Source organism: Adlercreutzia sp. CNCM I-6207 (genome assembly GCF_977072305.1).
Map to the genome: position 1 here is coordinate 1 of NZ_CDRVLZ010000020.1, position 23,799 is coordinate 23,799.

The 23,799-nt window shown below is 63.7% G+C and carries 17 protein-coding genes, 5 tRNA genes and 1 riboswitch; of the genes, 19 read left to right on the forward strand and 3 right to left on the reverse strand.

Annotation, left to right across the window (positions count from 1 at the left end; genetic code table 11):
* Positions 1-275 precede the first annotated feature (275 nt).
* The 10 genes from ACW4QM_RS09835 to ACW4QM_RS09880 all read left to right on the forward strand — a co-directional run bounded on the left by ACW4QM_RS09835 (position 276) and on the right by ACW4QM_RS09880 (position 11,343).
* A tRNA-Pro gene (locus tag ACW4QM_RS09835) sits at positions 276-352 on the forward strand.
* Between the two features lie 308 nt (positions 353-660).
* Complete coding sequence (arcA, locus tag ACW4QM_RS09840; RefSeq protein WP_022739639.1) at positions 661-1,884, forward strand: arginine deiminase; 1,224 nt, start codon at positions 661-663, stop codon at positions 1,882-1,884.
* A 98-nt stretch (positions 1,885-1,982) separates the two neighbouring features.
* Positions 1,983-2,978, forward strand: a complete 996-nt coding sequence (argF, locus tag ACW4QM_RS09845; RefSeq protein WP_022739640.1) for an ornithine carbamoyltransferase — start codon at positions 1,983-1,985, stop codon at positions 2,976-2,978.
* Between the two features lie 117 nt (positions 2,979-3,095).
* A complete protein-coding gene (locus tag ACW4QM_RS09850) occupies positions 3,096-4,694 on the forward strand; it encodes a YfcC family protein (protein WP_455798412.1) in 1,599 nt (532 codons plus the stop codon).
* Between the two features lie 212 nt (positions 4,695-4,906).
* Complete coding sequence (argS, locus tag ACW4QM_RS09855) at positions 4,907-6,634, forward strand: arginine--tRNA ligase (RefSeq protein ID WP_161127439.1); 1,728 nt, start codon at positions 4,907-4,909, stop codon at positions 6,632-6,634.
* A gap of 94 nt (positions 6,635-6,728) precedes the next feature.
* A riboswitch (FMN riboswitch) is annotated at positions 6,729-6,842 on the forward strand.
* 100 nt (positions 6,843-6,942) lie between these two features.
* Entirely contained in the window at positions 6,943-8,160 is a 1,218-nt protein-coding gene (gene ribD / locus ACW4QM_RS09860) for a bifunctional diaminohydroxyphosphoribosylaminopyrimidine deaminase/5-amino-6-(5-phosphoribosylamino)uracil reductase RibD (RefSeq protein WP_225885598.1), read from the forward strand.
* Complete coding sequence (locus ACW4QM_RS09865; protein ID WP_022739644.1) at positions 8,142-8,834, forward strand: riboflavin synthase; 693 nt, start codon at positions 8,142-8,144, stop codon at positions 8,832-8,834. The genes ribD and ACW4QM_RS09865 overlap by 19 nt, the downstream gene beginning before the upstream one ends.
* 43 nt (positions 8,835-8,877) lie before the next feature.
* A complete protein-coding gene (locus ACW4QM_RS09870; protein ID WP_022739645.1) occupies positions 8,878-10,107 on the forward strand; it encodes a bifunctional 3,4-dihydroxy-2-butanone-4-phosphate synthase/GTP cyclohydrolase II in 1,230 nt (409 codons plus the stop codon).
* A gap of 57 nt (positions 10,108-10,164) precedes the next feature.
* Positions 10,165-10,632: a 6,7-dimethyl-8-ribityllumazine synthase gene (ribH, locus tag ACW4QM_RS09875; RefSeq protein WP_022739646.1), complete on the forward strand. Its 468-nt coding sequence runs from the start codon at positions 10,165-10,167 to the stop codon at positions 10,630-10,632.
* Positions 10,633-10,662: 30 nt separating this feature from the next.
* The gene (locus ACW4QM_RS09880; RefSeq protein WP_022739647.1) at positions 10,663-11,343 is read left to right on the forward strand and encodes an HAD family hydrolase; all 681 of its coding nucleotides are present in this window, start codon (positions 10,663-10,665) and stop codon (positions 11,341-11,343) included.
* 54 nt (positions 11,344-11,397) lie between these two features.
* Here the strand turns inward: ACW4QM_RS09880 and ACW4QM_RS09885 are convergent.
* Positions 11,398-11,472: transfer RNA gene (locus ACW4QM_RS09885), tRNA-Ile, on the reverse strand.
* A gap of 49 nt (positions 11,473-11,521) precedes the next feature.
* On the reverse strand, positions 11,522-12,553 hold the full coding sequence (locus tag ACW4QM_RS09890) for a DNA/RNA non-specific endonuclease (protein WP_455798413.1): 1,032 nt from the start codon (positions 12,551-12,553) through the stop codon (positions 11,522-11,524).
* Between the two features lie 371 nt (positions 12,554-12,924).
* Between ACW4QM_RS09890 and ACW4QM_RS09895 the strand changes: the two genes are divergently transcribed.
* The 5 genes from ACW4QM_RS09895 to ACW4QM_RS09915 all read left to right on the forward strand — a co-directional run bounded on the left by ACW4QM_RS09895 (position 12,925) and on the right by ACW4QM_RS09915 (position 18,032).
* Positions 12,925-13,638, forward strand: coding sequence for a tRNA threonylcarbamoyladenosine dehydratase (locus tag ACW4QM_RS09895; protein WP_161127442.1), 714 nt, complete (start codon positions 12,925-12,927; stop codon positions 13,636-13,638).
* A gap of 194 nt (positions 13,639-13,832) precedes the next feature.
* Positions 13,833-13,909: transfer RNA gene (locus ACW4QM_RS09900), tRNA-His, on the forward strand.
* 78 nt (positions 13,910-13,987) lie between these two features.
* Positions 13,988-14,063, forward strand: a tRNA-Lys gene (locus ACW4QM_RS09905).
* A 207-nt stretch (positions 14,064-14,270) separates the two neighbouring features.
* On the forward strand, positions 14,271-15,929 hold the full coding sequence (locus ACW4QM_RS09910; protein ID WP_161127443.1) for an NYN domain-containing protein: 1,659 nt from the start codon (positions 14,271-14,273) through the stop codon (positions 15,927-15,929).
* A gap of 60 nt (positions 15,930-15,989) precedes the next feature.
* Entirely contained in the window at positions 15,990-18,032 is a 2,043-nt protein-coding gene (locus ACW4QM_RS09915; protein WP_161127444.1) for a Na+/H+ antiporter, read from the forward strand.
* Between the two features lie 68 nt (positions 18,033-18,100).
* On the opposite strand, the gene trpS is transcribed toward ACW4QM_RS09915, so the two are convergent.
* Entirely contained in the window at positions 18,101-19,159 is a 1,059-nt protein-coding gene (trpS, locus tag ACW4QM_RS09920; protein ID WP_161127445.1) for a tryptophan--tRNA ligase, read from the reverse strand.
* Between the two features lie 195 nt (positions 19,160-19,354).
* Between trpS and ACW4QM_RS09925 the strand changes: the two genes are divergently transcribed.
* The 4 genes from ACW4QM_RS09925 to ACW4QM_RS09940 all read left to right on the forward strand — a co-directional run bounded on the left by ACW4QM_RS09925 (position 19,355) and on the right by ACW4QM_RS09940 (position 23,766).
* A tRNA-Val gene (locus ACW4QM_RS09925) sits at positions 19,355-19,429 on the forward strand.
* Positions 19,430-19,501: 72 nt separating this feature from the next.
* Positions 19,502-20,785, forward strand: coding sequence for a chloride channel protein (locus tag ACW4QM_RS09930; protein WP_306506397.1), 1,284 nt, complete (start codon positions 19,502-19,504; stop codon positions 20,783-20,785).
* 170 nt (positions 20,786-20,955) lie between these two features.
* Positions 20,956-21,417, forward strand: a complete 462-nt coding sequence (locus ACW4QM_RS09935) for an NUDIX domain-containing protein (protein WP_157012812.1) — start codon at positions 20,956-20,958, stop codon at positions 21,415-21,417.
* A 156-nt stretch (positions 21,418-21,573) separates the two neighbouring features.
* On the forward strand, positions 21,574-23,766 hold the full coding sequence (locus ACW4QM_RS09940; protein WP_157012813.1) for an ABC-F family ATP-binding cassette domain-containing protein: 2,193 nt from the start codon (positions 21,574-21,576) through the stop codon (positions 23,764-23,766).
* Positions 23,767-23,799: the final 33 nt, after the last annotated feature.

Genomic DNA, 23,799 nt, shown 5'->3' on the forward strand with positions numbered 1-23,799 from the left:
CCTCCTCTCCGGTGCTTTCTCGACAATCGCATCGTAGCGGGAGGCCCCTTTCCGCGTGTACCGAAAGTGGGTCTATGTCAATGGTGGTTTAACAGCGGGCCCAAAGATTTTGTGCAGGATTTTGCGTTTGGGAGAGTCGCACGCTCCCTGCGAGCTCTCCCAAACGCAAAATCTTGCACCGAAAAGGCCCATAAGGAGTTCCGAGGCTCTCCCAAACGCAAAATCCTGCGCTTTTGCTCGTTAGCGAGGGTTCTGCTATACTTTCCGCGCTATTTCGGGACGTGGCGCAGTCTGGTAGCGCGCCTGCTTTGGGAGCAGGATGTCGCAGGTTCGAATCCTGTCGTCCCGACCATGAATTTAGGCTGCGAGCCCTGCCGAGCAATCACGTTTGGCAGGGCTCGCCTTTCCCTTACCAAAAAGCTCACCGAAAATAAAGAGCAGTTGGCCGATTTGCAGGTGACAAATAGGTGTCATCTCGTTTGCGCTGAGACAACTAAAGCTCCCAGCCCCTAGAGCGAACCCCAAGTTGTGGGACAGTAGATGCCGTCAAACACAACAGACCTTGTTACGACTTGGTGGGCCTCTGCTCTCGAAGCCGCGTGAGATCTTGTGTGGCTGGCACGTTTCTATCTGTATCCGATCTAGGATAGGAGAGCTTCTATGCAAGGAGTAAACGTCAAAAGCGAGATCGGCAATCTCAAGAAGGTCATCCTTCACCGCCCCGGCGACGAGTTGCTGAACCTCACCCCGAACACCTTGGAAGAGCTGCTGTTCGACGACATCCCGTTCCTTCCCGTGGCCCAGGAAGAGCATGACGCCTTCGCGAAGATCCTTCGCGACGAGGGCGTCGAGGTCGTGTACCTGGAGGACCTCATGGCCGAGGTCCTGGACGCCAAGCCCGAGCTGCGCCGCCAGTTCCTCGATCAGTGGATCTACGAGGCGGGCATCCGCACTGATATGTACCACGACATCATCACCGACTATATCGAGAGCAACTACCCGAACACCAAGGACATGGTCATGAAGACCATGGCCGGCATCAACCTGCAGGAGCTGCCGCAGAAGGACACGCACCTGCTCGTGGACATGGTGTCCGACCGCTGCAAGCTCGTGTGCGCCCCGATGCCGAACCTGTACTTCACCCGCGACCCGTTCGCGATGATCGGCAACGGCGTGTCCATCAACCGCATGTACAGCCAGACGCGTAACCGCGAGACCATCTACGGCGATTACATCTTCAAGAATCACCCCGATTTCGTGGGCACCCCCGAGTATTACAGCCGCAACGACACCTTCCACATCGAGGGCGGCGACATCCTGAACATCAACGAGCACGTGCTGGCCATCGGCATCTCTCAGCGCACCGAGCCCGACGCCATCGACCACATCGCTCACAACATCTTCAACGACGAGACGAGCCCGATCGACACCATCCTGGCGTTCAACATCCCGGTGTCCCGCGCCTTCATGCACCTCGATACCGTGTTCACGCAGATCGACCGCGATAAGTTCACCATTCATCCCGGCATCATGGGCCCGCTGACCGTCTTCGAGATCACCCCGGACGGCAAGGGCGGCACCAAGATCCGCGAGCGCAACGAGGATCTGGAGTCCGTGCTCTCCGAGTACGTCGGCGAGAAGGTCACGCTCATCCCCTGCGGCGGCGGCGACCGCATCGCGGCCGAGCGCGAGCAGTGGAACGACGGCTCGAACACCCTGTGCGTGCGCCCCGGCACCGTGGTGGTGTACCAGCGCAACAACGTCACCAACGACGTGCTGTACAAGAACGGCATCAACTGCCTGGTCATGCCGTCGGCGGAGCTCTCCCGCGGCCGCGGCGGCCCGCGCTGCATGTCCATGCCGGCCTGGCGCGAGGCGCTGTAAGGCAACCCATCGCGCGGCTTGAAGCGCTGCGCATTGCTTGAGAATTTCCCGGCGGCCGGCCTGTCGGTCGGCCGCCATCTCATTGAAAGGAACGTATTATGCCCGTGAATATTTCCGGCCAGTCCTACCTCCGCCTGCTCGACTTCTCCACCGAGCAGATCGAGTACCTGCTGAAGCTCTCCAAGAACTTCAAGGACTTGAAGCGCACCGGCACCCCGCACCGCTATCTCGAGGGCAAGAACATCGTGCTGCTGTTCCAGAAGACCTCCACGCGCACCCGCTGCGCCTTCGAGGTCGGCGCCATGGACCTCGGCATGGGCGTGACCTACCTTGATCCCGGTTCCTCCCAGATGGGCAAGAAGGAGTCCATCGAGGACACCGCCCGCGTGCTCGGCCGCTTCTACGACGGCATCGAGTTCCGCGGCTTCGCCCAGTCCGATGTGGAGGAGCTTGCCGAGAAGGCCGGCGTCCCGGTGTGGAACGGCCTGACCGATATGTGGCATCCCACCCAGATGCTCGCCGACGCGCTCACCGTGCAGGAGAACTTCAACTACGACATCAAGGGCCTGAAGTTCGTCTTCTTCGGCGACCTTAAGAACAACATGGGCCGCTCGCTCATGGTGATGTGCGCCAAGCTCGGCATGAACTTCGTCGGCTGCGGCCCGAAGGACTGCTGGATGGACGATGAGCTCATCAAGACCTGCGAGGGCATCGCCGCCGAGAACGGCTGCACCGTGAAGTGCACCGAGGACGTGAAGGAAGCCGCTACGGACGCCGACGTCATCTACACCGACGTGTGGGTGTCCATGGGCGAGCCCGACGAGGTGTGGCAGCAGCGCATCGAGCAGCTGCAGCCCTATCGCGTGACCAAGGAGATCATGGCCATGGCGAAGCCGACGGCCATCTTCCTGCACTGCCTGCCGGCCTTCCACGACACCAACACCACCACCGGCGCCGACATCGCGAAGCGCTTCGGCGTGACGGAGATGGAAGTGGAGGACGACGTGTTCGAGTCGAAGCAGTCGAAGGTCTTCGACGAGGCCGAGAACCGCATGCACACCATCAAGGCCGTCATGTACGCCACGCTGCAGTAGCTTTCGTACCGCTACGGTAGCTGGCACATAGTTCGACACCTCGGGGCCGTGCGGAGTCGGGAGGGGAACCGCACGGCCCCCGTGTTTTGTCAGTCATTCGATTAAGGAGGGATAACCATGGCAGCTGCAGAGAAAGGCAAGAAAAAGAGGGCGCCTCTGTCCTCGTTCACCATCTTGCTCATCATCTTGGTGGTTCTGGCGATTGTCACTGTTGTCATGTCCGCGTCGGGCGTCGAGGGCGTCCAGGGCGCGACGCTTTCCCAGGTGCTCACCGCGCCCGTGTTCGGCTTCCAGGACGCCATCGGCGTGTGCCTGTTCGTCATGATCCTGGGCGGCTTTCTGGGCATCGTCACCGAGACCGGCGCCCTTGACGCCGGCATCGCGGCCCTCGTGCACAAGCTGAAGGGCAACGAGCTCGTGCTCATCCCGATTTTGATGGCGATCTTCTCCATCGGCGGCACCACCTACGGCATGTGCGAGGAGACGGTGCCCTTCTACCTGCTGCTCGCCGCCACCATGGTGGCCGCCGGCTTCGACAGCCTGACCGGCGCGGCCGTGGTGCTGCTCGGCGCCGGCGTCGGCGTCATGGGCTCCACCGTGAACCCGTTCGCCGTCGGCGTGGCCGTCGACGCTTTGAACGGCATCGGCGTGTCCGTGAACCAGGGCATCATCATCGCGCTCGGCGTGATCATTTGGCTCGTGTCGCTCGCCATCGCCATCGTCTTCGTGATGCGCTACGCCAAGAAGGTGAAGGCCGACAAGGGCTCCACCTTCCTGTCGCTGCAGGAGCAGCAGGACATGATGAACGAGTGGGGCATGAAGGAGTCCGAGACCGAGGCCGCCGACGATGACGCCGCCGCGACGCCGAAGATGTCCGGCCGCCAGAAGTGGTCGCTCATCGTGTTCGCGCTCACCTTCGTCATCATGATCGTCTCGTTCATTCCCTGGGCCGACCTCGGCGTCACCATCTTCGATGCCGGCGCCACCACCCAGGAAGTGACGACCACCGTGACCGGCGAGGAGCTTGTGAGCGCCTACGACGAGGCGAACGGCACCACGACGACGCTTGCCGCTCCGGTTGAGGCCACCTCCGTTGCCGAGGAGGAGGTCACCCCGGCCTGGTCGAGCTTCCTGACCGGCGTGCCGCTGGGTAGCTGGTACTTCGACGAGGCCTCCACGTGGTTCCTGCTCATGGCGCTTATCATCGGCGTCATCGGCGGCGTGTCGGAGAGCCGCTTCGTGAAGGCGTTCATCAACGGCGCCGCTGACATGATGTCGGTCGTGCTCATCATCGCGCTGGCCCGCTCCATCACCGTGCTCATGGCCAAGACGGGCCTTGACATGTGGATCCTGAACAACGCCGCCGCGGCGCTGACGGGCATGTCGGCGATCATCTTCGCGCCGCTGTCGTTCCTGCTCTACATCGTCCTGTCCTTCCTGATCCCGTCCTCCTCCGGCATGGCGACGGTCTCCATCCCGATTCTGGGCGGCCTGGCCCACCAGCTGAACTTCTCGGTCGAGACCATGGTCATGATCTACTCCGCCGGCAACGGCCTTGTGAACCTGTTCACGCCGACCTCCGGCGCCATCATGGGCGGTTTGGCCCTCGCCAAGGTGGAGTACTCCACGTGGCTCAAGTTCGGCGCCAAGCTGTTCGTGGTCCTCGGCGTGGTCTGCATCGTGATCCTCACGGCGGCCATGGTGATCCTGTCGTAGCATCCAGGGCAAGCGCGCGAACTTGTGCACTTGCACAGTTCTGACCTGCGGAACCGTTAGCGGGAGCGCCCGGGCACAGTGCTCGGGCGCTCCTGTTTTTCTCGGGTCGTTCATGCTATTATGGCCGCTTATAGGCGCGATTGGGTACGGCACAGCCCGCGCGCGTGGTAACGCCGACGTACTGAAGACGTACAGAAGAGGAAGTTAGACCAATGGAAATTCGCGAATCCCTCGAAGCAATCATCGACGCCGCGATCGACGCGGCCCGTGCCGACGGCTCACTTGAGCTGGCGGAGGCCCCGCAGGCAGCTCTTGAGCGACCCCGCGACGAGGCCAACGGCAACTGGGCGAGCACCGTCGCCATGCGCACCGCGAAGCTCGCTCACAAGAACCCCCGCGAGATCGCCCAGATCATCGTGGATCACATTCCCGCAAACGACATGATCGCCTCCGTGGAGATCGCCGGCCCCGGCTTCATCAACATCCGCCTGTCCGATGCCGTGCTGCAGGGCGTGGTGCGCGAGGTGCGCGAGGAGGGCGACAACTTCGGTCGCGGCACCATTCCCGAGGGTGAGCGCTACGTGAACCTCGAGTACGTGTCCGCCAACCCCACCGGCCCCTTCCACGTGGGCCATGGCCGTTGGGCGTCCTTGGGTGATGCCATGGCGCGCGTCATGCGCCACGGCGGCTACGACGTGTACGAGGAGTACTACATCAACGACCACGGCAACCAGATGGATGTGTTTGGCAACTCCGTGAACGTGCGTTACCAGCAGCTGCTCGGCCGCGATGTTGAGATGCCCGAGGCGTGCTACGGCGGAGCCTACGTGAAGGACATCGCCCAGGACATCATCGACCAGGACGGCGACAAGTGGCTGAACGTCTCCGATGAGGAGCGCGTCGAGGCCTTCCGCGAGATGGCCTACGACATGACGCTCAAGAACCAGCGCGAGGTGCTGGCCAACTTCGGCACCACCTTCGACAAGTGGTTCTCCGAGCGCTCGCTGTACGTGGAGGACGAGAACGGCGAGAGCGCCGTGTCCCGCTCCCTGGACGCCATGCGCGAGAAGGGCTACCTCTACGAGAAGGACGGCGCCCTTTGGTTCCGCTCGACGGATCTGGGCGACGACAAGGATCGCGTGCTCATCAAGGGCGACGGCGAGGCCACCTACTTCATGAGCGACGTGGCCTACCACTACGACAAGATGATGCGCGGCTTCGACCACCTTATCGATCTGTGGGGCGCCGACCACCACGGCTACATCAAGCGCTGCGAGTGCATGCTCGAGGCTTGGGGCTGGCCCGGGGCGCTCGAGGTGCAGCTGGGGCAGCTCGTGAACCTGTTCCGCGATGGCAAGGCCGTGCGCATGTCCAAGCGCACCGGCGAGATGGTCACCTTCGAGGAGCTCATCGACGAGGTGGGCGTGGATGCCACCCGCTACCTCATGCTCTCCCGCTCGGCTGACCAGCCCATCGACTTCGATATCGAGGTGGCGAAGAAGAAGGACGCCTCCAACCCGGTGTACTACGTGCAGTACGCCCACGCGCGCATCTGCTCCATCCTGCGCAAGGCGGCCGATGAGGCCGACGCCGCCGCCGTCGAGGCGGGGGAGATGACGATGGGCGAGCTCGCCGAGAAGATCATTCCCGAGGATTGCGACCTGACGCCGCTCACCCATCCCTCCGAGCTGGCGCTCATGCGCAAGATGGCCGACTTCGGCAACCTCATCGCCCTGGCGGCCCGCGACCGCGCGCCGTTCCGCCTGACCCACTACGCGCAGGACCTGGCGTCGCTGTTCCACCAGTTCTACACCAACTGCCACGTGCTCACCGACGACGCCGACGTGCAGACGGCGCGTTTGGCCCTGTGCGACGCCACCCGCATCGTGCTGGCCTTGAGCCTGAACCTGCTGGGCGTGTCGGCTCCGGTGAAGATGTAGCCATCGGATTTTGTGCTTTCACCCATTTGAAATAATTTGAGTAATTGACTATCGGGAAGAACGGCCGTAATATCCTTCCCGTCGAACAACTACATAGCATCTTCAGGGCAGGGTGAGATTCCCGACCGGCGGTAAAGTCCGCGAGCCTTAGGGCTGACTCGGTGAAATTCCGAGACCGACAGTACAGTCTGGATGGAAGAAGATCTTCAGCGTGCGCGCGTATGCTCAAGGGCCCTGGAACCTCGTGTTTCAGGGCCCTTTGCAATGCGGGCGCCCCCCTGTCCTGAGGTGTCTTTGTGAAAGGAGGCATGATGGACGGAGGGCGCAGCGTCCCCGATGGGGCGCGAGGGGGCGTGCGATCGTCGGAAGTGGGTGCGCAATCAGCGGATGCCGACGGCTCGCTGCCCGCTGAGGCTGATGAGCGCTTCATGGCCCGAGCCGTTGAGCTGGCCCGGCGCGGAGCGGGATGGACGAGCCCCAACCCCCTTGTCGGCGCCGTCATTGTGCGAGACGGCCGTATCATCGGCGAGGGCTGGCACCACCGTTTCGGCGGCCCCCATGCCGAGCGGGAGGCGCTTGCGGCTTGCAGCGAGTCGCCGGCCGGTGCCACGGCCTATGTCACCTTGGAGCCCTGCTGCCATACGGGCAAGACGCCGCCGTGCACCGAGGCGCTTATCGAGGCCGGCATTGCGCGCGTGGTCGTGGGCGTGCTCGATCCCAACCCTCTTGTGGCGGGCAGGGGCAACGAGGCTCTGCGGCGGGCCGGCATCGAAGTGGCCGTGGGGGTCTTGGAGCCATCGTGCCGCGCTGTCAACGAACCGTTCCTGCACGCCATGGAGCAGCGCCGTCCCCTGGTGATAGCCAAATACGCCATGACCTTGGACGGGAAGGTGGCCACGCGGGAGGGGCTTTCTCGCTGGGTGACCGGAGAGGCGGCGCGTCGCCGCGTTCATGAGGACCGCCACCGCCATGCCGGGGTCATGGTGGGCATCGGCACGGCGCTCGCCGACGATCCTCTGCTGACGTGCCGCCTCGATGGACGCGAGGTCTCCCAGCCGGCGCGCGTCGTGGTCGATGCCGCCGCGCGCCTTCCCCTGGAATCCCAACTGGTTCGCACGGCAAGCGAGGCGCCCGTGATAGTGGCCGTGGCCGAGGGCGCGCTGCTGGCTCGCCGCAACGCTCTGGCCGAGCGCGGATGCGCGGTGGTTGCGGTGCCTGCGAGAGAAGGTCGCGTTGACCCTCGCATTCTCATGGAGCTGCTCTGGCAGCGCTTCTCTCTGGACTCCCTGATCGTGGAAGGGGGGCCGACGCTTCTCGGCAGCCTTTTCGACGAAGGTTTGGTCGATCGCGTCCAAGCCTACATTGCGCCCAAGATTTTCGGCGGCTTAGAAGCTTTGGGCCCCGTGGCGGGGCGCGGGGTGGGGGATCCGGCGGATGCGCCCGTCCTTTCCGAGGTGTCCCTGCAGATGATGGGAGGCGACGTGCTGCTGGAAGGGAGGCTTCAGCCATGTTCACCGGTATCGTAGAGGAAGTGGGACGCGTGCGTTTCCTGCGCGGCGGCTCCAAAGACGGCGTGCTACGCATTGCCGCCAAGCGGGTTTTGGGCGATGTGCGACTGGGCGACTCTATCGCAGTCAATGGTGTGTGTCTGACGGTGACGGACTTCGACGGCGGCTCTTTCACGGCAGATGTCATGCCCGAGACCCTGCGGCGATCGAATCTGGGAATGCTCCGCGCGGGGAGCCCCGTCAATCTGGAGCGCGCTCTGGTGGCCGACGGGCGCTTCGGGGGCCATATCGTATCGGGCCATATCGACGGTATGGGCACGATTGCCTCGGTGCGCCAGGAGGCGAACGCCGTGTGGTACGAGATAGAGGCGGCGCCCTCCCTCCTGCGTCTGGTCGTCGAGAAGGGCTCGGTTGCCCTCGACGGCATCAGCCTGACGGTGGCAAGCGTCTCGGACGCTTCTTTCACGGTTTCGGTCATTCCGCACACGCGGGAGCAGACAACCCTCGCCTCCAAGGGCGTCGGCGATAAGGTCAACATGGAGAACGATGTCATCGGCAAGTACGTGGAGCGTCTGCTGCCGCGCGCATCGCCCGGGAAGGACGAGCTTTGGGGAAAGGGTGGCGGCAGTCCGAAGGCGAGTCCGTCGTCACCGGGTCTCACGCGGGATTTTCTTGCGGCCCATGGGTTTTAGGCTCGCATCTGCACGGCAAGGCTATCAGAGAAAGAGAAGCATCATGAACGACTTCCAATTCGACACCATTGAACAGGCCTTGGGGGACCTGCGCGCGGGAAAGGTCATCCTGGTGACCGACGACCCCGATCGCGAGAACGAGGGCGATCTCATCTGCGCCGCGCAATTCGCGACGACGGAGAACGTGAACTTCATGGCGAGCGTGGGAAAGGGGCTCATCTGCATGCCTATGAGCGCAGAGCTGTGCCGCCGCCTGCGCTTCCCCCAGATGGTCACCGACAACACCGACAACCACGAGACGGCATTCACCGTGTCGGTGGATCATGCGGACACGACAACGGGCATCTCGGCGGCCGAGCGCGGCCTTACGGCGCGCAAAGTGGTGGATCCCACCTCGTCGCCCAGCGACTTTCGCCGGCCGGGCCACATGTTTCCCCTTATGGCGAAGCCCCTCGGCGTGCTGGAGCGCAATGGGCACACTGAGGCAACGGTGGATCTGTGCCGGCTGGCCGGCCTTGAGCCGTGCGGGCTGTGCTGCGAGATCATGGCCGATGACGGCACGATGATGCGCACGCCGCAGCTGATCGAGCTGGCAAGGCGGCATGGCCTGACGTTCGTGTCCATCAAGGCGCTGCAGGACTATCGCAAGAAGCACGAAGTGCACGTGGAACAGGTGGCCGACGTGTTCATGCCCACGGAATACGGCGAGTTCCGCGCCAAGACCTTCGTCAACCGCTTGAACGGCGAGCACCATATCGCCCTCGTTAAGGGAGCGATCGGCAACGGCGAGGACGTGCTGGTGCGCGTGCATTCCGAATGCCTGACCGGAGACGTGTTCGGCTCGCAGCGCTGCGACTGCGGCGCGCAATTTGCGGCGGCCATGGCCCAGGTGGAAGCGGCCGGCCGCGGTGTGGTGCTGTACATGCGCCAGGAGGGCCGCGGCATCGGGCTCGTGAACAAGATGCGCGCCTACGAGCTGCAGGAGCAGGGCCTCGACACGCTGCAGGCAAACGAGGCGCTGGGGTTTGCCGGCGATCTGCGGGAATACTATATCGGAGCCCAAATTCTGCAGAGCCTCGGAGTGAAGACCATGCGCCTGCTCACGAACAACCCCGACAAGGTGTATCAATTGGAGGATTTCGGCCTGGTCATTGCTGAGCGGGTGCCGATCCAGATCGCACCTACAGCCCACGACGGCTTCTACCTGAAGACCAAGCGGGAGAAGATGGGCCATATGCTCAAGGCGGAGGAGCCGCAGCCCCAGGTGGCGTAACAGACGGAAAATTCGAAAATTTGGAAACTCGAAAGGAATTGAGAGAAAGGCAAGATCATGACCGTATTTGAGGGAAAACTGGTATCCGAGAACGTCAAGGTGGGCATTGTGGCCTCCCGCTTCAATGAGTTCATAACGAGCAAGCTGATCGCCGGGGCCATGGACGGGCTTCTGCGCCATAATGTTCGCGAGGAGGATGTGGACATAGCTTGGGTGCCCGGTGCCTTCGAGGAACCGCTTGTGGCGCAGCGCATGGCCCGAAGCGGGCACTACGATGCCGTGATCTGCCTGGGAGCGGTCATTCGCGGCGCTACGTCCCACTACGATTTGGTTTGCAACGAGGTTGCCAAGGGCATCGCGCAGGTGGCGCTGGCATCGGATGTGCCGGTGATGTTCGGCGTCGTCACCACGGACACCATCGAGCAGGCCATCGAGAGGGCGGGCACCAAGGCGGGAAACAAGGGCTTCGATTGCGCCACGTCGGCCATCGAGATGGTGAACCTGCTGCGCGAGATCGAGGGCTAGCTGACGCGCGCCCTGGGAAAGGAGAGGCGAATGGGCGATCGACGAGGCACGGTGTTCTTCGACTACGATGGCACGCTGCACGATACGATGGCGCTCTACGGACCGGCTTTTCGCGCGGCCTGCGCATGGCTTTCGAAGGAGGGCTGGCTCGAGCGGCGCACCTACGCTGACGCCGACATTGCATGTTGGCTCGGCTGGACGACCGAGGAGATGTGGACCACCTTCGCCCCGCATCTTCCCGAGCCCGTGTGGCGCGAGGCCTCGCTGCGGGTGCGAGACGAGATGGAGCGTTTGCGAAAGGAAGGCCGGGCCCGGCTGTTCCCCGGCGTTGAGGAGGCCCTCGATGAGGTAGCTTCCCGAGGGGCGACCATGGTGCTGCTGTCGAACTGCTGGCGCTCCTACGGCGAGGATCACATGCGGGAGTTCGGCCTTGGCCGATGGATTGAAGGGCTTCACTGTGCCCAAGACTTCGACTGGATTCCCAAATGGCAGATCTACCGCGAGGTGGCTTCTTTCTATCCGTTGCCCCATATTATGGTAGGGGACCGATTCCACGATCGCGAGGTGGCCCTGCGCAACGACATTCCCTTCGTGGCCTGCGCCTACGGATTTGGCGAGCCAGGGGAGTGCGAAGGCGCAGACGCCATCGCCGAATGCGCGGAAGAGCTTCCCAGGCTAATCGCACAAAAGCTCGCCGCGTTTGAAAGATAGCGTCGTATAGCAAATGCGCCCGCCGGAAATATCCGACAGGCGCATGTCTGTTTTTGGTAGGGCCGCCCGGATTCGAACCGAGAACCAAGGGATTATGAGTCCCCTGCTCCACCGTTGAGCTACAGCCCCGTAAGTGCGTTGGCTATTCTAGCACACATTTGGAGACTCCATCGAAGTCCTACGGGTTGCAGCGCTTGCAGGGGTCGTAGCCGTTGGCGATGAGGTTCTCGCGGGTGTCCTCGACGTCCTCGCGGTTCTTGGGGCTCATCTGGCCGACCGACGAGCAGCTCGGCAGGTGGAACTTCCTCGAGTTTGTGTTCAGCACGTACTCGGCGACGCCCTTGCCCTCGTCGGAGCCCGTCGCGCCCTTCTCGGACGCTTCGCCGGCACCTGCGCCTTCGCTTGCGGTATCGGGCGCGCTTTCGGCTCCCGACACGTCGGGCAGGGGAGTGGCGTCCTCCTCGAGCATCGATTCGCCCGTGCCGTAGTCGATGACCACTCCCGGCTGCACGTTGTAGCAGAAGACGTTGAAGGCCACGCCCTCGCCGCCGTCTTCCACGGACTCCGCCATCATGTGCACGCCGCGGGCCACCAGCTCGCTTCCCTCGAAGACGGGCGCCACGGCCATGAGCACGTGGTTGCCCGTGGCATCCACATAGTCGGCCACGGCGTTTTCGAAGGGCAGCATGCCCTGGACGTTCAAATAGCGCGTGCCGGTGATGAGGTTTTGCGTATTGGCGTTCTCGCCCGTGAGCTGGTAGCCCAGAAGATGGCAGCGATTGAACAGGTACTTGCCCTCCACGAAATCGTACTTGGCCATCTGCCAGCCGGAGGGGCGCACCTCGCCGATGGAACCGCGCTTCTCCGTGGGCTGGGTCTCGGGGCCCGCGACGGCGAAGGCGGCGGTGCAGCGGCCTAACTCGTCCAGCTCGCCGTAACGCTCATACCCGGGCTCGGCCGCGCGCTGCTCGTCGGTGAACACCGGCTCGCCGTCGTTCACGTAGACGTAGGGATTGCCATCGAAGGCGGGGATGTCGCGGTAGGAAAGGGCGCCATCGTCGGTTGCGGATCGGTTTTCGCTAGCAGCTTCAGCATTCTGCTGGTTTGCGTCCTCTGGGGGAGTGGCCTGCGGCTCTTGTGAGTCGTCGGGCGCCCCTGTGCTCGCGAGCTCAGGGGTCGACTTATCGGTCGGCGCCTCATCAGCTGCCATCGAGGCACTGCATCCGGCCAAAGAGCTCATCGAGAGCAAGAATGCTAGAGCGATACCGATGGCGGGGGTCAAATTTTTGTGCTGCGAGGATTGTTGGGACATCGTCTTCTCCTAATCGGGGCCGCAAGCGCCTTCCCGACAAAAAACTGCGATAATATGGTCACAAAATCGAGTTTTGAACTCTCTATCTTCGATTCTGAACCCTATTTTGTTAGTTTAACGCCTCTTTTCCGCGTTTCACTGCTGAAAATGACGGGTTTGCGGTTCACGAAGAGTTCAAAAGTCGATTTTGTGACCATTTTTGCGAAACTTTTTGCAAGAGCGCCCGTGCCCGACACTCGACGCTCTTTAGGGAAGATGGGAGTGCTCTCGTGAATGACCTTTTCGCGCGGACGCGGCTGCTGCTGGGGCGAGATGGTCTCGACCGCTTGGCGGCGGCTCGGGTGGCCGTGTTCGGCATTGGCGGAGTGGGCGGCTATGCGGTGGAGGCGCTGGCTCGCAGCGGGGTGGGGGCGCTCGATCTCGTCGACTCCGACACGGTGGATCCCACGAACCTCAACCGGCAGATTATCGCCACGATGGGCGCTATCGGGCGTCCAAAGACGCAGGTGGCGGCCGAGCGCGTGGCCTCTATCAATCCGTCGTGCATCGTGCGTCCTTGCCAGTGCTTCTTCCTTCCCGAGACGGCTGACCAGTTCGATTTCGCGGCCTTCGATTATGTGATTGACGCGGTGGACACGGTGAGCGCGAAGATCGCTCTGGTGGAAGCTGCCTTTGCGGCAGGTGTGCCCATTGTGTCGTCCATGGGCGCGGGCAACAAACTCGATCCGACGGCGTTTCGGGTGGCGGACATCTACGAGACCTCGGTCGATCCGCTTGCCCGCGTCATGCGTCGCGAGCTGCGGCGGCGAGGCATTCCGTCGTTGAAGGTGGTCTACTCCACTGAGCCGCCGCTCGTTCCCGCGGATGACGACATGGCTGTGAAGGACGGTACGCGTCCGGCACCCGGCTCGGTTGCCTTCGTCCCCTCCGTAGCCGGCCTCATTCTCGGCGGGGAAGTGGTGAAGGACTTGGCGGCCTGCTAAAGCGCGCCGCTGCGTGCTCGTCGGCGCCGGGGTGCTCGGAAACGGTCGGACGGTGGCGAGACGAATCAACGGGCGACGGGAGTGGTGCCGGCAGCGGCGACGGGAGCGGCGCCCATGGCGCGGGGAGCGGCATAGGAAAAATAACTCTTGCACCCAGGCTCTCTGTTGCCTATAATTCTGCCTTGCGCGAAATGGTGGGTGTGGCCTAGTTGGCTAAGGCGCCAGATTGTGGCTCTGGAGATCGTGGGTTCGAGTCCCATCATCCACCCCAGCGCGCTTGAAAATTTAGGGCTTGCAATTCTGAAAAGCTTCGCCTAGAATATTCAAGCGCTTTGCGCAGGAACCAAGTGCACCATTAGCTTAGTTGGTAGAGCAGGGGACTCTTAATCCCAAGGTCGAAGGTTCGAGTCCTTCATGGTGCACCACCGAAATGCTAGGCCAGCGGCTTATCGTCGCTGGCTTTTTTGTTGCCTCGGCTGCCCCTATCCCACGACTTCCCGTATTCTCGGGAGGAAAGGCGCTTCTCAACGTTACGGCTTGACCTGAGTCCAAGATAGGTGCAGCATTTTAGGCCGAAGTGTGCCATACTGAGTGACAAAGGCCCCTTATCTCAAGCAAGGAATTTACCTCCCATGGAATCAAAGACAACCACTGAGTCGTCCGACCGCCGCTTCGCGCTGCTCATCGACGCGGACAACGTGTCGGCGCGCTACTTGAAGCCGATCTTGAACGAGCTGTCGAAGTATGGCACCGTCACTATCAAGCGCATCTACGGCGACTGGACGCTCACCCTGCACGCGAAATGGAAGGACGCGCTGCTGGAGAACTCCATCACGCCCATCCAGCAGTTCGGCTACACCCAGGGCAAGAACGCCACGGATTCCGCCATGATCATCGACGCCATGGACATCCTCTACACCGACAACGTCGATGGCTTCTGCCTCGTGTCCAGCGACTCGGACTTCACGCGCCTGGCCAGCCGTTTGCGCGAGAGCGGGCGCATGGTCATCGGCATGGGGGAGAAGAAGACCCCCACGCCCTTCCGGCGCGCCTGCGACGTGTTCACCACGCTCGAGCTGCTCGTGCAGAACAAGCGCAACGAGAAGGGCGGCGGCAGCAACGCGGTGCCGAAGGACTCCGTGGAGCAGGCCGTGGTGGACATCATCACCGACAACCAGAACAACGGCAAGGCCACTGGCTTGGGCGAGATCGGCAGCCGCCTGCAGAAGCGCTACCCCGATTTCGACGTGCGCAGCTACGGCACGAACCTGCTCTCGAAGCTGCTCGAGGAGTTCACGCGGGTGCGCATCACCAAAGACCACAGTTCGGTCACCGTGGAACTCGCCGAGGGCGAGGAGCGCCCCGAGAAGGCGGAGAAGCCCGAGCGTGCGGGGAAGCCCGAGAAGGCCGCGAAGGCCGCGAAGGTCGCTAAGGCAGAAGAGGCTGCCGACGTCGCCTCTGAGCTCGATGGAGAGGCGGCCGCGACTGAGGCGTCCTCGGCCGAGGCCGAGAAGCCCGAGATGGAGAAGTCCGAGATGGAGAAGCCCGAGAAGCCGAATCGCCGCTCGCGCAGCCATCGCGGTACGCGCCGGGTTGCGACGAAGGCCGTGGGGCGTTTGTCGGAGGGCCGCCAGGCCGCCGCGGCGTTGCCCGAGGGCGAAGCGGAGCAGTCGGATGTCTCCACCGAAGTGGCGGTGGAGGTGCCGGCGTCCGAGGCCGTCGAAGTGGTCGTGGAGGCAGCGCCGGAGACAGAACCTGTGGCACCGGAGGCTCAGAAGGACGTGCGGCCCGGCCGCCGCGCCCGCGCCGAGCGCAAGACCCGCCAGACGAAGAAAGCCGATGCCACCGAAGAGGCGAAGGCGCGCGAGACGAAGGAACCGACGGAGGCCGAGAAGCCCGCGGAGACGGAAAAGCCGACGCGGCGCCGCCAGGCGGCCAAGTCGAAGGCGGAGGAGAACCCGGCCGCCAAGAAGACTGCCGCGAAGAAGGAGACCGCCAAGAAGACTGCCGCGAAGAAGAACACGGTCAAGAAGGAGGTCCCCCAGAAGGCGCCGGCTCGCAAGAAGAAGCCCGCGGGCGACACCCCGGCCGGCTACATCCGCGAGCTGGTGGCCGGCGCTGGCGCCGAGGGCATCATGCTCTCCACCATCACCGACGCCCTGCGTGCCAAGTTCAAGGACTTCAAGGTGCGCGACCTCGGCTATTCCCAGATGCGCCAGTACATGGCCTCGGTGGGAGATTACGAGCTGGAGAAGAGCGGCCGCAACTTCCGCGTGCGCCTTTCCCAATAGGCCGCCATGCTCTAAAATATCTTATTCGCCCATTGCCGACACCCAAAAGGAGATGCAGTTGTGGAAGCGCTGACCCTCGGTCTGCTCCTGCTCGTCGCCGTCTTGGCGTCCTCGCTCATCGACCAGATTATCCCGCGCGTCTCGCTTCCGCTCATCCAGATCGTCATCGGGCTCCTCATTGCCGTTGTGGCCGGCGGCGAGGTGGAGGTGACGCTCGACCCGGAGCTGTTCCTCGTCATGTTCATCGCGCCTTTGCTCTACGACGAGGCGAAGCACGCCGACAAGCAGGCGCTCTGGCGCGAGCGCAAGCCCGTGCTCTCCCTGGCCATAGGCCTCGTGGTGGCCACGACGCTCGTCATCGGCTTCCTGCTGAACGCGTTCGTGCCCTCCATTCCGCTGGCGGCGGCCTTCGCCCTGGGCGCGGCCTTGGGCCCCACCGACGCCGTGGCGGTCTCGTCGCTTTCGAAGCAGGTGGACATCCCGAAGCGCCAGGCCTCCATGTTGAAGGGCGAGCTGCTCTTGAACGACGCCTCGGGTATCGTGTCCTTCCAATTCGCCATTGCCGCCGTGGTCACCGGGTCGTTCTCCCTGGTTGACGCCGGGGTCGACTTCCTCGTGGAATTCGTCGGCGGCCTGCTGCTCGGCATTCTCCTGGGGCTGCTCGGCAATTGGGTCGTCAAGCGCGCCCGCTCCATCGGCGTGGAGAACACGAACTTCCATGTGCTCTTCGAAGTGCTCATTCCCTTCCTCATCTACCTGGTGGCCGATGTGTGCCATGTGTCCGGCGTCATCGCCGTGGTGGTGGCCGGGCTCATCAACGTCACGTCCCCCAAGGGGGTCATCGGCCCTTCGGTCTCGCGCATGAACATCGTCTCGGGCAGCGTGTGGCACGTGCTCACCTATGCCCTGAACGGCATCGTGTTCGTGCTTCTGGGAACCCAGCTTCCCTTGGCCATGCAGGATACGTGGGAGAACGTGCGCATCACGAACTCCACGCTCATCCTGCTCGTCTTCGGGCTCACCTTCGTGCTTCTGGCCACGCGATTTCTGTGGGTGCTTGCCATGGATCTCTACCATGTGCGCCGCGACGAGAAGCGCCGCTTCGGGAAAGGCGATCTGCGCAGCGCGCTCATCACGACGTTTTGCGGAGCCAAGGGCACCATCACGCTCTCCATCATGTTCTCCATTCCCACCTATGCTGTTTACGGGCCGCCCAACGTGCCCTTTCCCCAGCGCGAGCTGCTGATCTTCCTCGCCTGCGGCGTCATCGTGTGCACGCTGCTTCTGGCCACGTTCGTCGTGCCGCTTCTGGCGCCGGCCCGCGACAAGGGGGAGGAGGAGCTGCACCGCATCGACCAGGACGCCGCCACCACCATGGACATCATGCGCGAGGTCATCGAGATGCTCGCGGCCCAGCAGACCCGGGAGAACCGCGCGGAGACCCGGGCGGTCATTCGCTCCTACAACGACCGCCTCGCGCGCATCAAGGCCAACAGCGGCATCGAGAGCGAGATGAATGTCGAGCTGCGCGTTCAGGCCCTTATGTGGGAGTATGAGCGCGCCATGGAGCTGATGGAGCGCGGCGTCGTTTCCGGCGTGGTGGCCTACCGCTACATGGGGCGCCTCGAGCAGGCTATGCAGCTTCTGCAGCACGGCAAGGGGCACGGCACGTTGAAGCGTTGGAACGGCCGCTTCCGGGCGCTGTGGCACCGCGGCGTGCGCGCGGTGCTGCGCGAGCTGCCGGGCAACACGGAGCTGGCCGAGCAGACCGAGGAGATGCGCTGGCTGCAGACGGCCACGCGCACCTATGCCGTGGAGCATTTGGAAGCGGCCGTCGCCTCAAGCCAGGTGCCCACCGAGGACGCGGCGGCGGTGCTCGTGGAGTACCAGCGCTCGGTGGCGGCGCTGCACGACGCGCGGCCCACGGTGACCTCCGTCATCAAGGCCGGCGATCGCACCGAGGACATCAAGCGCAAGGCCTACACCTTCGAGCTGGAGCAGATCCAGAGCGCCTACGAGGACGACCGACTCTCGCGCGCCCATGCCCAGCGCATGCGCGAGAGCGTCCAGCTCATGCAGATGGATCTGGAGGACTCCGTATAGAAAAACGGCGCCCCCTCCGCTAAGGGGACGCCGTGGTCGCGCGGTATCGATAAGCTTGCCCGCGGCGGCTAGTACACCATGCCCATGGCCTCGCGCACCTCGTCCAAGGTGGTGTTGGCGATCTCGTTGGCACGGCGGTTGCCCTCGTGCAGGATCTCGCGCACCATCTCCGGCTGGCCTTCCAGCTCGCGGCGACGCTCGCGGATGGGGGCCAGGTACGCGTTCACCGACTCGGTCACGTAGCGCTTGAGGGCGCCGGCGCCGTCATTGCCGATCTCCGCCGCGATGTCCTGCTCGGTGCGGCCGGTGGTCAGCGCCGCCGTGGTCAGTAGGGCCGACACGCCGGGACGATTCTCCTTATCGAAGGTGATCATGCGCTCGGAGTCGGTCTGCGACTTCTTGATGAGCTTGGCGGTCTCCTCTTCCGTGGCCGAAAGGGCGATGGCGTTGCCGTAGCTCTTCGACATCTTGCGCCCGTCGAGGCCGGGGATTTCCACGGCGTCTGTGAGAAGCCCGTGGGGCTCCGGGAACACCCGCCCGTAGCGCTCGTTGAAGCGGCGGGCGATCTGGCGGGTCTGCTCGATGTGGGGCAGTTGGTCTTTGCCGACGGGCACGACGTTGCCCTTGCAGAAGAGGATGTCGCAGGCCTGGTGCACCGGGTAGCTGAGGAGCAGCCCCGTGAGCGCGTGGCCCGAGGCCTCCTGCTCGGCCTTCACCGTGGGGTTGCGCATGAGCTCGGATTCGGTGACGAGCGACAGGAAGGGGAGCATGAGCTGGTTTAGGGCGGGCACGGCGGAGTGGGTGAAGATGATGGTCTTCTCCGGATCGATGCCGCAGGCCAGATAATCGATGACCATGTTGTGCACGTTGTCGGCGATGTTGGCCGTGGTGTCGCGGTCGGTGATGACCTGGTAGTCGGCGATGATGATGCGGGTGGTGACGCCGGCGTTCTGCAAGGCGACGCGCTCGCGGATGGTGCCGAAGTAGTGGCCCATGTGCAGACGGCCCGTGGGGCGGTCGCCCGTGAGCATGGTGTATTTCTCTGGGTGCACGGCCAGATCGGCCTTGATCTCGTCGCTGATCTTCTTGGAGGCGAGGAAGGTGTCGCTCGTCAAATCGCTTGCCATGGGGGCGGATCCTCTCTTTCTCGTGCGCCGTTTCGGGGTGGACGGCCTCGGCACTGAAAGCGCGGGAAGAGCCGCCAAACGGTGGAATTGTGAATATGTTGGGATAGTATACAAGATTCCCCCTTGCGCGCGTCGCGGAATCCGTGTAGTATATACAGCCGTCGCAAGTCACCAAGTGAGTTGCGAAAACCTTTCGGTCGCTTGGCTCAGCGGGAGAGCATCGCCTTCACACGGCGGGGGTCACAGGTTCAAATCCTGTAGCGACCACCATAAACAGCAGGCCCCTCCTCGGAGGGGCCTTTTCGTATTCAAAGAGCTTTTCGCCCGGGAAAGGAAGCCGTCGTGAAACGGATTGCATTTGCTGTGGTGACCGTGGTGCTCGGGGCTTGCGCCGGGGCATTTTGCTGGGCGTTCTTCTTTCTCATGAACGCGGGCCTCGATCTTTTGTGGGTGAAGGCGCCGGCGTGGCTGGCGGCGATAGGGATGCCCGCTGTCGTGTACCCGCTTGCCTTCTGCGTTGCCGGTGGCGTTGCCATCGGATTGTTTCAAAAGAACGTGGGGCCGTACCCTGATGATATGAACGCGGTGCTCGCCGAGGTGAAGAAAACCGGGCGCTACGATTACCGGCACTTGGGAGCCATGTTCTTCGGCGCTCTCCTGCCGCTTTTATTCGGCGGCAGCATCGGGCCCGAGGCTGGCCTCACCGGCGTGGTGGCGGGGCTTTGCAGCTGGGTGGGGGATCGACTCAAGTTCATGGGCGCCGAGATGCGCGAGCTGGCGAACGCGGGCACGGCGGCCATTTTGTCGGCGATCTTCTCGGCCCCGCTGTTCGGTCTGGCGGCGCCGCTGTTCGGCTATGCGGACGATGCCGACGGGCGTCGGCGCCGGATCGACTCGTTCACCGCGACGGTGGTTTCCGCGCCCCAGGTTTCCAAACCGGTCAAAACGGCGGTGTACCTGCTCTCCGTGGCCGGGGCGCTGGGGGCGTTCATGCTGCTCAACGAGGTGACTGGCGGCGGTTCGGGGCTGCCGCACTTCTCCGACATGGCCGTGGGGACATCCGAGCTCGCCTGGGCGCTTCCCGTCATTGCGCTTGGTGCCTGCGCCGGCTGGCTCTTTCATGGCTTCGGCTGGGCCGTGGGCAAGCTGTCCGCGCGGCTCGGCGATCGCGTCGTAGTGAAGGCGGTCGTTGCCGGTGCGATACTGGGAGTTCTTGGGATCTTTCTTCCCTTTACCCTGTTCGCCGGCGAGGCCCAGACCGAGATGCTGGCGCAGCAGTGGACGGCCCTCGGTGCCGGGGCGTTGCTCGCGACGGGGTTTCTCAAGGTGCTGGCCAGCCAGGTGTGCCTCGGACTCGGTTGGCGCGGCGGCCACTTCTTCCCGCTCATCTTCTCGGGGATCGCCATCGGCTATGCCGCCGCCGGGCTCTTTGGCATCGACCCGGTCTTCGCGCTTTCCGTCAGCACGGCGGCCCTCTTGGGCGCCGCTATGCGCCAGCCGCTGATGGTGGCCTTGTTGCTCATCCTGTGCTTTCCCGCGAAAGCCGTCGTCTTCGTCCTTGCTGCTGCGTGCTTGGGCGCCGCCGTTCCGGTTCCGAAGGCGTTCTCTCGAAAACTGCCTCATTAGATGCTGGAGATATCGCGATTCGTTAATTCTGTCTCTTCTAGACGCTTATAACTCGAGATCTCGTGCAGAAAAGCAGCACTTCGTGAACCGAAGGAGGTCGTGCGCAGGAATCGCGGGGCTCTCTGCTATGGTACGGAGGTGTTTGGAATAACCTACTCGAGGAGGCGGCCGTGGGGCACGCGCAATATGATACTGATGGGTTCGATCAAGCCGCGGCGTCGAGGCCGAGGGAGCGCGTTGCGGTAAAAGGCTGCATCTTCAAGGACGGCCGCATGCTGTTCCTGTTCAAGCCCGATGCGGCGCGCCGTCTCAGCATCGCGCCCGATCTCGAGGAGGATCTTCCGGGGGGATGTGTGGAAGCGGGCGAGAGCTGGCAGGAGGCGCTGGTGCGCGAGGTGCGCGAGGAGACCGGTCTGGAGATCGAGGTCGGCGAGCCCTTCGACGCCTGGACGTTGCGCGCCCCGGGGCGACGGATTCTCGGCGTCGACTTCGTTTGCCGCTGGCGCTCCGGCGACGTGCGCCTGAGCCATGAGCACGAGTCCTTCGCATGGCTCACCCTGGAAGAAGTGGAGGCGAAGGGCTGGGAGGCGGAGCCCGTCTACCGGAAGGCCTTCGAATTGGTTGAGGCATGAGGGGGTGCGGACGGTTCCCGATAAGCCCAACAGCCGTTTTCAGAAGTACCGGAAGGCATAGCGGGGCGCATCGTTTCTCGGATGCGTTACACTATGCAGTTGGCAAAAGCGGGGCGGCTTGGCGTCGTCCCTCGACGACTGATTCGGGAAGCGCTTATGGTCCTGCAAACTGAACATCTTTCGAAATCCTACGGCGGTCGCACGCTGTTCCACGACGTGACGTTCCGCTTGGAAGAGTACGACCGGCTGGCGCTTGTGGGCCCTAACGGCGCGGGCAAGACGACACTGCTCAACATCATCTCCGGCGAGGACGATCCGGACGAGGGCCGCGTGCTCTTCGCCAAGGGCGCGCGCGTGGGCTATCTTGAGCAGGAGGCCATCGAGATGGGCGACCTCCCCGTCTTCGAAGAGGTCATCTCGTCGCAAACCGAGGTGCTCGAAGCCGAGCAGCGCCTGCACAAGCTGGAGGCGGAACTGGGCGCGAACCCCACGGAAGCGCAGCTGGCGGCCGTGGGCCGGGCGCGGGATGCCTACGAGATGCTCGGCGGCTACTCTCTGGAGTCGAAGGTGCGAAGCGTGTTGTTCGGCCTCGGCTTCACCGAGCGCGACATGACCCGCTCCACCACCGAGTTCTCCGGCGGTTGGCAGATGCGCATCGCGCTGGCGAAACTGCTCATCCGCAATCCCGAGGTGCTCTTGCTCGACGAGCCGACGAACCACCTGGACTTGGAATCGGTGAAGTGGCTCGAGGGCTTTCTGCGCGGGTATGCCGGCACGGTCATCGTCGTCTCCCACGACCGCGCCTTCATGGACAACATGGTAGACCGCGTGGCGGAAATCGACAACGGGGAAGTGAACCTGTACAAGGGCAACTACTCGAAATACCTGGTGGCACGCGAGGAGCGCTTGGAGCGCATCAAGGCAGAGCGTGCGAAATCGTTGGAGGAGATCGCGCACCTGCAAGCCTTCGTCGACCGCTTCCGCTACAAGGCCACCAAGGCCAAGCAGGCCCAGGAGCGCGAGCGGCGCATCGAGAAGATCAAGGAGACGCTGCCGGTCATCCCCGAGGAGAAGAAGACGGTGCACTTCAACTTCGTGCAGCCGCCGCGCACGGGAGATGAGGTGGTGCGGGCGCGCGGCCTCGTGAAGCGCTACGGCGACCACACGGTGTACGACGGCATCGACTTCACGATGTACCGCGGCGACAAGGTGGCGCTCGTGGGCCCCAACGGCGCGGGCAAATCCACGCTCTTGAAGATGATCGCCGGGGTGGAAAAGCCCGATGCGGGCACCATCGACTATGGCGTGAACGTCGATCTCACCTACTACGCCCAGCACCAGCTGGAAGAGCTGCACGCGGGCAACACCGTCTTCGAGGAGCTGGATCATGCCGCGCCCGGCTGGTCCATCTCCCAGGTGCGCAGCCTGCTGGGCGCGTTTCTGTTCACGGGGGACGCCGTGGACAAGAAAGTGTCGGTGCTCTCCGGCGGCGAGAAGGGGCGGCTTGCCCTGGCGAAGATGCTCGTGGCCCCCAAGCCCCTGCTGTGCTTGGACGAGCCGACCAACCATCTGGACATCTCCAGCGCCGACGTGCTTGAGCAGGCCCTGCAGCACTTCGACGGCACCATCCTGTTCATCACCCACGACCGGCACCTCATTCGCGGGGTGGCCAACCGCATCGTGGAGGTGAAGGACGGCCAGATCACCAACTACGAGGGCGACTACGACTACTACCTGTACAAGTCGGGCCAGCTCGATGGCGACGTGGACGCCGACCGCTCGGTGGTGGACGAGGCCCTGGCCGATGCGGGCATCCACGGGAAGGGGAGCGGCGCGGCCCCCGAGAAGCGCCGCGCTGGTGCGGCGGCCCCCACGAAGATCACCGTGAACCGCCGCCGCGACCGCCAAGGCTCGAGCTCGACGGCTGCTCGGGATGGTTCCGTAGGGGCTGACCTCGGTCAGTCCTCCGCAGCTGTCAAGGGCTCCGGGGTCACGCCGGCCCCCAAGGGCGGTGATGTGCAGCTCACCGCGCCCAAAGGCAGCGCGCCGAAGACCAAGGAGCAGAAGCGCCGCGAGGCCGAGGCCCGCAACCGCGCCTACGCGGCCCTGAAGAACCACCGCAAGCGCATCGCCCAGCTGGACGAGCAGATGGAGCGAGACAACGCCCGCATGGAGGAGCTGCTTGCCATGATGGCCGACCCCGACTTCTACGTGAACGAGGATGCCTCCTCCGACGCCATCGCCGAGCATGCCAAACTGAAGCAGCGCCTGGCCGCCGCCGAGGAGGAGTGGTTCACCCTCACTGAGGAGCTGGAAGCCGAAATGGCCCGCCAACAGGAGCGGGCTTAGGGGATCCCTCCGGTTCGGGCTGCGGGGTACCGT